10 protein-coding genes are annotated in these 13147 nt (G+C 67.5%); 4 read left to right on the forward strand and 6 right to left on the reverse strand.

Translation table 11 applies throughout. The annotated features are described in order from the left end of the window. Nucleotides 1-2 precede the first annotated feature (2 nt). A complete protein-coding gene (locus RFN52_RS35290; protein WP_184852640.1) occupies nucleotides 3-212 on the reverse strand; it encodes a DUF397 domain-containing protein in 210 nt (69 codons plus the stop codon). Beyond that, nucleotides 209-1069 carry a helix-turn-helix domain-containing protein gene (locus tag RFN52_RS35295; protein ID WP_184854152.1) on the reverse strand — a complete coding sequence of 287 codons (861 nt, stop codon included), beginning with the start codon at nucleotides 1067-1069 and terminating at the stop codon, nucleotides 209-211. The genes RFN52_RS35290 and RFN52_RS35295 overlap by 4 nt, the downstream gene beginning before the upstream one ends. A gap of 175 nt (nucleotides 1070-1244) precedes the next feature. On the opposite strand from RFN52_RS35295, the gene RFN52_RS35300 reads away from it, so the two are divergent. Continuing rightward, complete coding sequence (locus RFN52_RS35300; RefSeq protein ID WP_184852642.1) at nucleotides 1245-1697, forward strand: ATP-binding protein; 453 nt, start codon at nucleotides 1245-1247, stop codon at nucleotides 1695-1697. Between the two features lie 27 nt (nucleotides 1698-1724). Here RFN52_RS35300 and RFN52_RS35305 read toward each other — a convergent pair whose 3' ends face one another. The 3 genes from RFN52_RS35305 to RFN52_RS35315 form a co-directional block, all read right to left on the reverse strand. Then, nucleotides 1725-2768 carry a CBS domain-containing protein gene (locus RFN52_RS35305; RefSeq protein ID WP_184852645.1) on the reverse strand — a complete coding sequence of 348 codons (1044 nt, stop codon included), beginning with the start codon at nucleotides 2766-2768 and terminating at the stop codon, nucleotides 1725-1727. Beyond that, nucleotides 2765-4585: a GmrSD restriction endonuclease domain-containing protein gene (locus RFN52_RS35310; RefSeq protein WP_184852648.1), complete on the reverse strand. Its 1821-nt coding sequence runs from the start codon at nucleotides 4583-4585 to the stop codon at nucleotides 2765-2767. The genes RFN52_RS35305 and RFN52_RS35310 overlap by 4 nt, the downstream gene beginning before the upstream one ends. Nucleotides 4586-4806: 221 nt before the next feature. Then, complete coding sequence (locus RFN52_RS35315; RefSeq protein ID WP_184852651.1) at nucleotides 4807-5025, reverse strand: hypothetical protein; 219 nt, start codon at nucleotides 5023-5025, stop codon at nucleotides 4807-4809. A 570-nt stretch (nucleotides 5026-5595) separates the two neighbouring features. Between RFN52_RS35315 and RFN52_RS35320 the strand changes: the two genes are divergently transcribed. Next, nucleotides 5596-6609 carry an EcsC family protein gene (locus RFN52_RS35320; RefSeq protein ID WP_184852654.1) on the forward strand — a complete coding sequence of 338 codons (1014 nt, stop codon included), beginning with the start codon at nucleotides 5596-5598 and terminating at the stop codon, nucleotides 6607-6609. A gap of 151 nt (nucleotides 6610-6760) precedes the next feature. Here the strand turns inward: RFN52_RS35320 and RFN52_RS35325 are convergent, their stop codons facing one another. After that, nucleotides 6761-8878 carry an RNA-directed DNA polymerase gene (locus RFN52_RS35325; RefSeq protein ID WP_184852657.1) on the reverse strand — a complete coding sequence of 706 codons (2118 nt, stop codon included), beginning with the start codon at nucleotides 8876-8878 and terminating at the stop codon, nucleotides 6761-6763. A gap of 468 nt (nucleotides 8879-9346) precedes the next feature. Between RFN52_RS35325 and brxD the strand changes: the two genes are divergently transcribed. Together brxD and RFN52_RS35335 are read left to right on the forward strand one after the other, a co-directional pair. Continuing rightward, nucleotides 9347-10696, forward strand: a complete 1350-nt coding sequence (brxD, locus tag RFN52_RS35330) for a BREX system ATP-binding protein BrxD (RefSeq protein WP_184852660.1) — start codon at nucleotides 9347-9349, stop codon at nucleotides 10694-10696. Beyond that, the gene (locus RFN52_RS35335) at nucleotides 10696-12909 is read left to right on the forward strand and encodes a DEAD/DEAH box helicase (RefSeq protein WP_184852663.1); all 2214 of its coding nucleotides are present in this window, start codon (nucleotides 10696-10698) and stop codon (nucleotides 12907-12909) included. The genes brxD and RFN52_RS35335 overlap by 1 nt, the downstream gene beginning before the upstream one ends. Nucleotides 12910-13147: the final 238 nt, after the last annotated feature.

The raw sequence follows: 13147 nt of genomic DNA on the forward strand, positions 1-13147 counted from the left end.
GCCTACGCCAGCCCGGCGTAGGCGGCGAACGCGCTCCACTGCTCTACGGAGAAGGTGAGGGAGGCCGCCAGGGGCCTCTTTGAGTCCCGGACGTGAACGGTGGCGGGTGTGGTGGCGACCTCTACACAGTCGCCGCCCCCCGAGCCGCTGTAGCTGCTCTTGCGCCAGTGGAGCTGGCCTTCGCCGCCCCCGGTGTGAGTATCAACGTTCATGCTGTGGTCTCCCCTGCCAGTCCCCCGAGGAAGCGTACGGATTCCTCTGGGTTCAACGCCTGCGAGCGCAGCTTGCCATACCTAGAGCTGAAGGCGCTGACCTGGATGGGATCGGTGACCACGGTCCCCACTTCCTGGGACTCGACGTAGCCGACCTGACGGTGCTCTGCTGTCTCCAGCACGACGAAGCCGCCGTTGAGGCCTGGGTGGAAGCCGTATGCGGCAGGCATGACCTGGATGGTCACGTTACGGAGCTTTGCCCTGTCCACCAGGTGCACAAGCTGTTTGCCCATCACCTCATCACCGCCGATCGGGTTGGTGAGTGCCGCTTCGCCGATGATGAACGACAACTCGACGATGGGCGTCCGAGTCAGCAACCGCTGTCGATGGACGCGGGCTTCGGTGTGCAGGTCGATTACTTCCTCTTCCAAGGCCGGGCAATGGGCAGTAAAGAGGGCTCGGGCGTAGGCCTCCGTCTGCAGGAGTCCAGGAATGAGTAGCGGGTCGTACGAAAGACGGCTGACCGCCTCGACCTCGATGGAGGCGAAGTCCTGGAAGAACGCGGGCAGTTTCGCCTGGTCCACATCATCCTGAAGAACCCGTAGGGCACCGCCTGCACCCAGCACTTGTTCTGCGGCCTCGGTGAGGACGAGCTTCGCTGCGCGCCGCCCCTGCTCCACCGAGGCCACCTGCTCCACCGAGTACCCGATCGCGTCCGCGAGCCCCTGCTGCGTCAGCCCCGCCCGTTCGCGGAACAGGCGCAGCAGCTTGCCGTAGGCGCTCCACACGGCCGGCCGTTCCTTCTCCGGCCTGCGTCGGCCCGTGGTCTGGCACGTGCGCTCCGCTGCCCTGCCCATGTCGCCCCCGATCTGCCACATTCCTGGTGCGACCTGCTCAACGACGCCGCGGTTCAACCGATGCGCGGTGCGGGCTCGTACAACGGCCGTACAAACCCGTACCGGAGCCGTACCCGCGATCGGCTACCACTCTCCGACCTGGCAGGGACGGTGGCTGGGACGAGACGGTCACCGCATGAGACTGGCCGACACCACTCCCGAACGCCGCGCCTCCACCGAGCAGTTCACCGTTCGCTTCAGCAGCACCAGACGCGGTGCCCGGCTCGCCCGCCGCCTCACCGCCGAGCGGCTCGCCGCCTGGGGGATCCCGTACGACTCGGAGACCTCGCACGCCGCCGTGGCCGTCACGGCGGAGCTGGCGGCGAACGCGATCACGCACGGCCGGCTGCCCGGCCGGGACTTCCTGCTGTCGCTGGCACGGCTTCCGGGCGGAGTCCGTATCGAGGTCGTGGACACCCGCCCGGAACGCCTCCCGAAGACGGCAGCCACGCCCACCAACCTCGACGTGCTGGAGGCGGAGACGGGCCGGGGCCTGCTTCTCGTCGCCGCGTACGCCCACGAGTGGGGCTGCCAGACGCGAGACGCCCACACGAAGACCGTGTGGGCGGAGATCACGCACCCGTCGTGAGCCGGATGGTCCGGCGGGACCGCGCGATCAGGAGACGAACGCCCGCAACAGTGCGGCGAAGGCGGTCAGCTCCTCGATCATCTGCTTGGGGAGCGGCTTCTCGTCGAAGTGGGCGATTCGGTTACGGATGTCCTTCACCCGCCTCAGGCGGCCGATGAACTGCTCGCGGGGCATGTTCGGCCACTTCAGGGCCTCCCAGTTGAGATCGGCGCGCTCGGCGAGCGACTGTTTCGTCTGGTCGCCGTCCAGGAGCCTCAGGTAGTCGCCGAACATCAGGTCCGACACCTGGCCGGTGCGGTGTTCGGGCTTCTTGTTCGTCTGGACGGCCTTGACGGACTCCTCGTCCAGGGCCGCGCCCAGGCAGCGGCGCAGCAGGGACTCGATCTCCCCGACGATGAAGAAGGGCCTTGCCGACCCCTCGAAGCGCTCCGTGACGTCCGCGGCGGTGACGATGCCCGACAGGCAGCCGTCGTCGCCGCGCACGAGCAGGTAACCGTGCTCCTTGACCACCGGGAGGGCGGCGAAGAGTTCCTGTCGAGCGTCAGCGACCGGCAGCGAGTCCTTCTCCATGGCGTTCTCCAGCGTGGCGGCCTTGCCCGCCTCGTACATCCTGGCCACCGAACCCCAGGTGATCACGCCGTGGATCTGCGCCATGCCGGTAGTCACCGGCACCTGGGAGAAGCTCTCGGTACGCATCAAGAAGGTGGCGTGTGCCAGGGAGTTGCCAAGAGTGACGCCGCGCACGCCCCGCTTGGCCGACGGAATGTCACCGAGCAGCAACCGCTGGGGAAGTGAGGGGAGGGCCTCGTCCGCCTCCTCCCCGGCCTCGGTCTCGACGGGCCCGGCCTGCGCGGGGACGGAGGCGATGGGGACCACGTCGACACTGCTGCGCAGTCCGCAGACCGCGAAATCCGGCAGCGTCGTCAGTCCCGAGTCCGCCAGCGCCTGCGAGATCAAGTGCACCGTGCGGTGATCGCGGACCCGTACCTGGAACAGGTCGAGGATTTCCTGCACGGGCACGGTGCTGCCCTTGAGCGCTGCGAGGTCCTTCTCGCTGGGCCTGGTGGTCATCGGGCGTCGCCCTCCGACAGGTCACGGAGCATGGTGCGCTTGCCCATGGCGGACTGCACCAGGTCCTGCAACTGCCGGGAGCGGTCGGTGTAGAAGCGCTTGTAGTCGCTCTCGCGCAGCGTCTCCGGATCGATCAGATGGGTGGCGATCACGTCGTCGAACCACTCGGGGCGCATGTCGGAGGCGGCGATCAGGGTGGAGAGGTAGGAGGACGGAGCCCCCATCATGTCCATCGTGGCACGGTAGGACAGCGGGGTCTTGTTCACGATCGAGCTCGTCGGCAGACCCTGGCTGTTGCCCCGGCGGAACCAGGCCTTGGGGAAGATCTGCCGGACGTCCACGCTGTACTCGTCGAGCCGCCCGGGACTGAGCGGAGCGTCCGTGTAGTGCCAGTCGACCGCGCCCTGCTTGATCAGCAGGGCGTAGATCCCCTTGTAGGCGGCACTGTTGCGGGTGGTGAGGGTGTCGAGCCGCTCGGTGAAGAAGAAGGCGTCCGTGACCGTGTCGGGCGCGCGGTCCTCCTGCCGGATCCAGTCGACGAGCTGCTCGACGTCCCGGGTGAAGCGCGTCTCGGTCGAGCCGCCGTACATCTCACCCAGGACCCCGCACCAGTACCACTGCTCGATCTTCTCCTCCGGCCCCAGGCCCTCCATTTCGTCGCCGCCGAGAATGGCGCGGACGGCCGCGAGCGGGACGAGCTGTGTCTTGTACGGAAGATCGTTGGGCCGGACGATGCACTGCCGCTCCAGGAAATCGCCCACCCAGGCGAAGGCCTCGGCCAGTTCGGGCGCCAGGCGGACGAAGTCGGCCAGCGGGAGGTCCAGCAGGTCGCGCCGCTTGCAGGACACCGCGGCCCCGACACCCGCCTCCTTGCGCTCCCAGGTGCGTACCAGCGCGATGGCCTGCAGGAAGTCGATGCTGCTCAGGCCGTTCTCCAGGCCGCTGTCCAGCCGGCCGAAGACCGGGTACTTCGACGCCAGCGCCTGCTTGATCTCCCGCCACACCTCGGGAAGCTGGTAGTAGTCCCCGGTCCGTTCCACGTACTCGGGGTCACCGGCGTAGGTGGCGGTGAGCAATTCGAAGACGTTCAGAGGCACGCCGCCGGTGTTGACGCGCTCGAACACGGCGCAGACGGCGTCCATGGAGGTGGAGGCGGCCAGCCGGATCATCGGGACCTGGAAGGCGCGGACCTGCTGGAGGACGAGGTCGTCGAACTGGCCCCACAGGTCCCAGTTCCGCTCCTCGTCCGCCTTGATGTAGTTCCTCTTCCACTGGTTGACGCGCTGGGCGTCGAAAACGAGGTGCAGAGGGAAGAGACCCGCCGCGCACTCGGCCTCCTCGGTCCTCAGATCCAGTACCACCGTGCGGTTGAAGTCGGTGCGGAGGACCTTGTCCGCCGGGACGGACAGGATCGCATCGTCGCGGTCGGCGGACGGTCCGACGGCCTTCTCGATGTCGACGTAGTACCACAGCTCGATCGGCTTGCCGCGGGAGTCCGACGTCTCCACCGGGGCGTCCAGCCACAGTGCCTGGAAGAGGGAGGTGAGGCGCTGCTGTCCGTCCAGCAGCAGGAGGTCCGCCTTCGGATCGCCCTCGGGGCGGGCCCCGGTGAGCGTGCGGGAACGGAAGCGGGTGGCACCACCGGTCTGCAGCGTCATCACCACGCCGAGCGGGTAGTCCAGCGTCACTGTCGCGATGATCGCCCTGATCCGGTCGTCGTCCCACTTCCAGTTCCGCTGGAAGTCGGGCAGTTGTAACGCCCCGGAGGCGACATCCGCGAGTACGTCCCTGAGCTTCAGATTGTCCAGTGCCGCCATGTGTCTCTCTTCTCACCTGTCACGCGTACAGAGAGTGATTCCAGCAGCGCTCTGCGGTGACCGTCAACCTGTACGCCGAAGAGCGAGATCACCGTGAGCACCGTGCATCTGAGGTTGCAGACCCACGGCTTCGAAGAGAGCGGCAGCAGGCTCACCGCGGCCTGTGGCGGGATGCCGCAGACAGGGGCGGCCCGCTTTCCAGCAGGCCGCCCCTGAAGTTGCTACATGTTGTTGCGCTTCACGTGGTTGAGCACGTTCATCCCCGCGCTGAGGACGGCGATGAACGCACCACCGCTGCTCGTGAGAGTCGCCAACGGGCTGACATCGAACGCCATCGTCGTGACGGCAGTGCCGAGAGAGACCACACCGGAGACGAGAGCGACGATGGTGATGTCACGGGCCGGGTGGTGGCACGCCTGATGGGTCGAGTTGGTCGACACCGTTCCTCCATTGACTTGTTGGCTCGCTAGCGGGAAGAGGGCACGACTCACCGAGGTGAGTGGTCCTTCCCAGCGATGCGCGTACGAGCTCTAAGGAGCCCGCAACCAGCAGGTTGCTGGTAGGTGCGCGCATGAAGAGCGAGTCAATGAGTCCCCCGGGAACGCGGTGTCGGTCTGCGGAGCCATTGTGCCGCCCTCAGGGTTACTGCGCGGACAGTCCAAGATGCATGGCCGAAAACCACCCGTGTGTTGTCCGACTGCGACCTCCGCCTGAGCGGTACTCAGCCGCACGGGGCCAGTTGCCGGTGCGGGCAGCGTCGGCCAGCACATCCCGCTTTGCCTCGTCGCCCGGGTAGACATACTCCCGGCGTATGTGGCCGTTTTACTGCGCGATGCGTCCGAGCTCCTAGATCATGCGATTCAGTGTGTGGTGACCGGCCTTCCTTGAAGGAGATCTTGCATCTCAGTCACCCGCGCTTCGCACACCGACCCCCACACTGCGGCTTCACCCACGTGTCGGCTGGCAGGCATCGTGGACCCGGCGATCACAGTCGAAAATGGAGAACCTCAATGAGCACATACGCCGATCCACTCGTCGACGGTGCAACTCCGATGAGTGAGTACGAGGGGCAGGTGTGGGACACGCTCAACGAGCACTGGCAGCGCCGCAACAACCGCCGTGGTCTGCCGAACTGGGCGAGCGCCGCCCTCGGTCGCACCGGTGAGGTCGCGGGAAACGCCGTGAGACGGGTTACGGACGCTGTGCCGGAGGCGGTCACGGAACCGATCCGTCGCGCAAGCGACGCGGTCGCCGACAAGGCCATGCGACCGGCGCTCGCAGGCGCGGCAGCGTTGCTCGAGCTGGTCAACGACTGGGCCATGGAGCTCAACGACCCGAAGAACGTCGAGAAGCTCGCCCGCAAGCAAGGTTTCGAACTCGACAGTTTCACCGAACTACGGCAGCAGGATCTCAAGGTCTGCGACCGGCTGCTGTCCCGCAATACCCTCAGGTGGCGCACCGCCGGCGCGTTCGAAGGTGGTGCCATGGGCCTGCTGGCCATGGTCCCCGTCGCTGGCATCCCCGTCGCGATGACAGCGGACATCCTCGTCATCCAGGTCCTCAGCACGTCGATCGCATCGCGCATCGCGTATTCCTACGGCTACGACGCCAAGGACCCCAAGGAGCAGGAATTCATCCAACGCCTGGTACAGCGGTCCTTCATGGCGCAGGCGGCCAAAGCCAAGCCGCTGCGTGAGACCGCACAGGCGGCGAACGCGGTGAAAGGACGCCTGAAGTGGTCACAGAAGCTTCGCCAGGATCACCGCCTTCTGGCCGCCCTTGAGAAGCTGATGCAGCAGTTGGGCCCCGCCGGCTCCAGGGTGCCAGTCAAAAATGTCGCCAAGGTCGTGCCGTTCGTGGGTGTCCTCATCGGTGCCGGCATGAACGCCGCGGTCCTCGGCAGGGTGGCCGCCGACGCCCAGCGGTACTGCCAGACCCGCTTCCTGTGCGACAAGTACGGGCTGCCGCTGCCGGCCGCACTGGCGACCGACTGGGACGATGACCCCCAGACCGACGCCCCGTAAGTAATGGCCGCCGGGTCACAATGCTGCCTCTGCGGGTTCCCACTTGCAGGCGAGCCCCCGCGCCCCGCCAGGTCGTGCTTGGACGTCCCGGAGGATCAGGACATTGAGCGGTCCGTCTTCCCGCGTCGTCGTACAAGGTCGAGGACCCTGATCACTTCTTGGGCTTCTGGAGTTTGGCGGCAGGGATGCGCTTCTTGCCCATCTCGATGATCAGGCCGGCGGCCTTGAACGTGACGTTGAGGGCGACGGTCTCGGGAACCTGCTGGTCGGGGCCAAGATGTCCAGTGATGTAGTCGCCCATCCGGACATCCGGGTCCAGACGCTTGAGTACCATGTAGGCGATGGACTCGGCCTCAACCTCGTTGCGTGCATGGACTTTCACTGCATCCTCGTCCGAGAGAGGCCGCACGTACCGGTCGGGCCAGGTTTCCCCAGGGCCTGCGCCGAGGTGTCCGCAGAACAGATGGCCGAGTTCGTGGGCGAGCGTGGCGTACCGGTCCAGCAGAGGCAAGTTCCGGTTGACCTCGATCTCGAACAACGTCGGGTAAGTCTCCGGTCGGTCCCCAGGCCTGCTGCCGGGACGCTCGACAGCACTGCCGGACCTGCTGCGGTACGTGCCTCCGCAGGAGGAGGCCCCGTGGTCGACCAGGGTGAGCCGGATCCCCAGGGGTGCGAGGTTCGTCTCGGTGTGGTGCCAGACCTCGGCGACCACCTTCTCACCGACTCGAGAGGACACCGATACCGGTGCGGTGATCCCCTTGGGCAGAGGCCGGGCACCGGGCAGGGCTTCGGTGTCCCCGACGTCGTACACGAGCATGTAGGGCCCACGGGGCTGGAAGATCATCAGCGGCTGGGCACCGGGCTTGAGCACCCGCCGGTACTTCGACGTCCATTCGGAGGAAGGTAGGACGTAGCGTGCCCCCGGCTTCTGTATGTGGACCACCATGGCGTTGAACGGTGCATACCGCTTGAACCGGCCGACGAACTCAAGCATCTGCAGGTAGTCCGAGGACGAGCGATAGCGCTGGGCGCCGCGGACGAGGTCGTCGATCGAGGCCTTGGCCAGGTCTGCCTGGGAGACCTCAACCTCCTCGTCCCAGGGCAGATCGAGCCCGTGCTGCACGATCACCGGCTCTTCGTGGTCGCGGGGAATCTCGCGCAGCCGTTTCCAGTCCGCGAGTTGTGTATCGGCCCAGCCGGGCTCGACCATGTGCGCGAACGACAGCAGTCCGGTCACATGGGCGTCCAGCTCGGCCAGGTCCTTGAACTTCTGGTGACGGCGATGCTGCTCGATACCGAACGACGCAGCCCCTCGCACATGTTTGGTGATGCGGCGCTTGTACTCGCGCGTCAGACGAGGAGCGGGACCATCGACGAGGATGCCGAGCACGCTGCGGCGCGCACCAGGACGGGCCACATAGGTCTTCTTCGTGTTGAGCCTCATGCCGAGCGGTTCCAGGGCCTGCTTCACTCCGGCCATAAGACGGACGACGTCGTCGTGGTGAACGAGCGCACGCCTCGAGAAGTACATGTCGTCGCTGTAGCGGGTGTAGCGCAACCCTAAGGACTCGGCCTGGTGGGTGACGACCTCGTCGACGTCGCGCATGACGATGTTCGACAGGTACCCGCTCGTGGGAGCGCCCTGCGGCAGGAACCCCTCGCGGGTGTGCTTGTGGATCAGGCCGGGCCGGCGGACGGAAAAGTCCTGTCCGGTGGCCTCCAGGCGCACGGTGCGACGCCCGGTGCCACGGTTCGTCCAGGTGTGGTTCGGCTCCGGTGGTGACACGGTGACCAGCCGGGCCGTGGTGTACGTGCCCAGGGTGCGACCGTTACGACGCAGGGCGATCTCCCGGCGGCCCTCGTCGTTCTCCGCAAGATCGAGCCGGTATCCGCGTTCCGCCGGTTGAGTCCAGGCGTCTTTTAGAGCGGCGTGGACGTGCCGTTCCCGGATACTCCCGAAGAAGTCGGCGATGTCCAGGCGGATCACGGTGTGGGCTCGCAGATGGGCGGCAGCGCAGTCCACGACCGAGCGGCCACGTCGGTAGGCGAACGCTGCCGGGTGTGGCTGAAAGTCGGCTGGAAGAGTTTCCAGGCGGGCCAAGATTTCCTGCTGCACCTCGGACAACCGCGGGACCGGGGCGTGCAAGGTCCGCCGTCCGCCGCGGCGCTTGGGTATTCGGTGCTCGGTGTAAGGGTAGATCGAGCCGCTGACCACCGCCTCAAGGAACTGGTCCGGTGTGAGATCCGCGAAGTCGTCTGTCGTCGTCACCGAACCGCCTCGTCCCTCCCCGTGATACGCAGTCGGCGAGCCTCACCTTGAGTGTGGCTTTTCCAAGCCCGACAGGCGGGCGGTCCGCTGTATCCCTCCGCCACCCTGTGCAAGCACAGGGACCGATCCCCAGCACCCCGTGTGATCAGCACCGAGGTGCCCCAGACCGGAGGGCCCATCGCAAGGGATGGGTTCCTGAGACCCGCCGACTGCGCTGAGCCGGATCGTAGCCTCCCTGCAAGTCGAACTCACAGGCAGGTCGCCTGATGACACACCGAACGAACTACGCTGCTTCCCACACTGCTTGGCAGCACGCCACGGCTGCGGAGTCGACCTGCACCGTGATCGTCCCGAACGGTGAGGGCGGCGGCGTGTACGGTGACGCCCTCGAACTCACATGCCCATAAACCGGACATTGCGATCTCTCGCCGAGGTCCTGGTGCACAGAGAGATGGAACACTGGTCCCCGTGAGCACCACCGGATCGAGGCGCCCCGCCCAGGTCAGCGCCGCCCGCCGCCGTACCGTCATCGACGCCCTGCGCCGCGGGGCCGTGCCCGAGAGCGGGCTCGACCTGCTCGCCACCGGACTCGACCGTTATGAGGCGGCTCTGGACGCGGAACTGGACGCCGTCGCGTCCGGCGGGTCCGTGTTCAAGGCGGTGCGCGGTGAGTACGGGTCCGGCAAGACGTTCTTCACCCGGTGGCTGGGGGAGAGGGCCAAGCGGCGCAACTTCGCCGTGGCCGAGATCCAGATCTCGGAGAACGAAACCCCGCTGCACAAGCTGGAAACCGTCTACCGGCGGCTCACCGAACGGCTCACCACGCCCAGCTTCCCGCCCAGCGCGCTACGGCCGGTCGTGGACGCCTGGTTCTACGCGCTGGAGGAGGACGCCCTCGCCGCCGGCGTGACCGAGGAGGCACTGCCAGAAGAGGTCGAGAAGCTCCTCGTCGCCCGGCTCGCCGAGGTGTCCCGGCACGCGCCGTCCTTCGCCACCGCGCTGCGCGGCTACCGGACGGCACTCGCCGAGGGAGACGAGGCCACCGCCGCCGCCGTGCTCGCCTGGCTGGGCGGCCAGCCGCACGTGGCCGCCGCCGCACGCCGGTCCGCGGGTGTGCGCGGTGACCTCGACCACTTCGGCGCGCTCGGCTTCCTGCAGGGCCTGCTCACCGTGCTCCGCGACTCCGGGCACACCGGCCTCTTCGTCGTCCTCGACGAGGTGGAGACCCTGCAGCGGGTCCGGTCGGACGCCCGCGACAAGGCGCTCAACGCGCTGCGGCAGCTCATCGACGAGGTCCACTCGGGGCGCTTCCCCGGCCTGTACCTGGTGATCACCGGCACGCCGGCCTTCTACGACGGTCAGCAGGGCGTTCAGCGTCTCGCTCCACTTGCTCAGCGGCTCGCCACCGACTTCACCACCGATCCGCGCTTCGACAACCCCCGCGCCGTGCAGATCCGGCTGCCCGGCTTCAGCCAGGAGTCTCTGGTCGGCCTCGGCATCACCATCCGCGACCTGTACGCGGACGCCGCTGAGGCGCCCGAGCGCGTGAAGACGGTCGTCGACGACGCCTACGTCGCCGACCTCGCGCGGGCCGTCGGCGGGGCGCTGGGCGGGAAGGTCGGTGTGGCACCCCGGCTGTTCCTGAAGAAGCTCGTCGGTGACGTCCTGGACCGGGTGGACCAGTTCGACGACTTCGACCCCCGGCAGCACTACCGGCTGACGGTCGCGAGCAGCGAACTCACCGACGTCGAGAGGAACCTGGCCGCCTCCGTCTCCGGCGATCCCGCATCGGCCGACGACTTCGACCTGGAGCTGTGATGGCGGAGGACGGCAACCTGGTCGGCGACACCGCGAACGGCGACGGTCCGGCCGACGTGCTGGACCGGCTCGACCCCGTCGTCCTGCACCACATCGTCAACACCCTCGGCTGGCCCGACCTGCGTCCCCTCCAACGGGCGGCGATCACGCCGCTCATGGGCGGCGAGGACGCCGTACTGCTCGCGCCCACGGCGGGCGGCAAGACCGAGGCGGCCTGCTTCCCCCTCCTGTCGGCCATGACCGAACAGAAGTGGACCGGCACCTCGGTCCTGTACCTGTGCCCGCTCAAGGCGCTGCTCAACAACCTCGTCGGCCGCGTCGACGCGTACGCCCAGTGGCTGGGACGGCGCGCCGCGCTCTGGCACGGCGACACCAAGGAGTCCCAGCGGCAGCGCATCCGCACCGAGGCGCCGGACATCCTCCTCACCACGCCCGAGTCGCTCGAGGCGATGCTGATCGGCGTCAAGACCGATCACGCCCGGTTGCTGAGCGGTGTACGGGCCGTCGTCGTCGACGAGGTGCACGCCTTCGCGGGCGACGACCGGGGCTGGCACCTGCTGGCCGTGCTCGAACGACTGGAGCGGGTCACCGGCCGCCCCATCCAGCGGATCGGACTCTCGGCGACCGTCGGCAACCCCGAGCAGTTGCTGCACTGGTTGCAGGGCGCGGGCGCCGGAAGCCGTACCGGGCAGGTCGTCGCCCCCGGATTGCAACTGCCGCCCGCTCCCGGCGCAACCGGACACGACGGCACCGCCCCAGCCAGTCAACTCCCCAAGCCAGCAGGAGAGGTGGAGCTCGACTACGTGGGCTCCCTGGACAACGCCGCCAAACTCATCGCGGCCCTGCACCGGGGAGATAAACGGCTCGTCTTCTGTGACTCGCGGGCCCAGGTCGAACAACTGGGCGCTGCGCTCCGGGCCCGCGAGGTGACCGTCTTCCTGTCGCACGCCTCCCTGTCGGTCGACGAACGCACCCGCTCAGAACAGGCCTTCGCTGAGGCCCGCGACTGCGTCATCGTCTCGACCTCCACCCTCGAACTCGGTATCGACGTCGGTGACCTGGACCGCGTCATCCAGGTCGACTCACCGGCCTCCGTCGCCTCGTTCCTGCAGCGCATCGGCCGTACCGGCCGACGCTCCGGCACCGTACGCAACTGTCTGTTCCTCACCACCCGCAAGGACACACTGCTGCAGGCGGCCGGCCTGTTGCTGCTGTGGTCGCGCGGCTGGGTCGAACCGGTCCTCCCGCCGCCCGAGCCGCGCCACCTCGTCGCCCAGCAGCTCCTAGCCGTCACACTTCAACAGCACAAGCTCGGCGACCACTTGTGGGACCGGCAGTGGAACGGACTCGCCCCCTTCGACCGCTCCGCCGCCCCCATCCTGCGCCACCTCACCGAGGAGGGCTTCCTCGACGACGACGGCGGCTTGCTGTTCGTCGGTCCCGAGGCCGAACGCCGCTTCGGCAGGCGGCACTTCATCGAACTCACCGCGTCCTTCACCGCACCACCCCAGTTCACCGTGCTGTCCGGACGCACGGAGATCGGCCGCACCGACCCGAGCGTGCTCACCGAGGAACGTCCCGGGCCCCGGCGTCTGCTGCTCGGCGGACGCAGCTGGCAGGTGACGTACATCGACTGGCTGCGTAAACGCGTCTTCGTCGAACCCGCAGACGGCGGCGGCATCGCCAAGTGGATGAACGGCGGCATCGCCGGGCTGTCCTATGCCCTCACCCGCGCCATGCGCGAGGTGCTGCTCGGTGCGGATCCGCCCGTTTCGCTCACCCGGCGCGCCGAGGCATGCCTGGCCGAACAGCGCGAGAGCGACGCCCCCGACACGGTGCACTTGGACGGCACGCTGATCACGCGCGTCGGTAGCGACGTGCGCTGGTGGACCTGGGCCGGCTACCGCGCCAACGCCACCCTCGGGGCAACTCTGCAGTCGGTCACGGACCCTCTGCAACGCCCTACCGACTGCTGGCTGCGCCTGCGCGAAGACCTCACCCCCGCCGACTGGCGTGCGGCTCGCGAGAGTGTCGGCGAGAGCCTGGTCCTACCCGACGTGGACCAGCGTGCCGTACGAGGCCTCAAGTTCTCCGCTGCCCTCCCGGAACGCCTCGCCGTCGCCACGGTCGCGGCCCGTCTGGCCGACTTCGAGAGCGCTCGCGCGGTGTTGTCGGAGCCTGTGCGTCTTGTCGGCCGAAGCTGTTCCGGATGAGAGCCGAGAGTCGTCCGGACGGGAGTTCGGATCGTCGCTCCTGTATCTCGATCACGTCACCGGCACAAGTAGCTTTGGTTGCGGAGCGATGAGGGTTTTGTGTAACTGTCGTGAATCCTGCGATTATTGCGGGCGCCACCATCGGTAAAGGTTCTGGTGAGTCCTTCCGGCTGGCTGTGCAGGCTCTGTGATGGGTCGCTTATGAATGTGGTGGGGGAAGGATTGGGTAAGTCGTTGG

Origin of the sequence: Streptomyces collinus (assembly GCF_031348265.1) — a bacterium.
In the GTDB taxonomy this organism is placed as follows: domain Bacteria; phylum Actinomycetota; class Actinomycetes; order Streptomycetales; family Streptomycetaceae; genus Streptomyces; species Streptomyces collinus.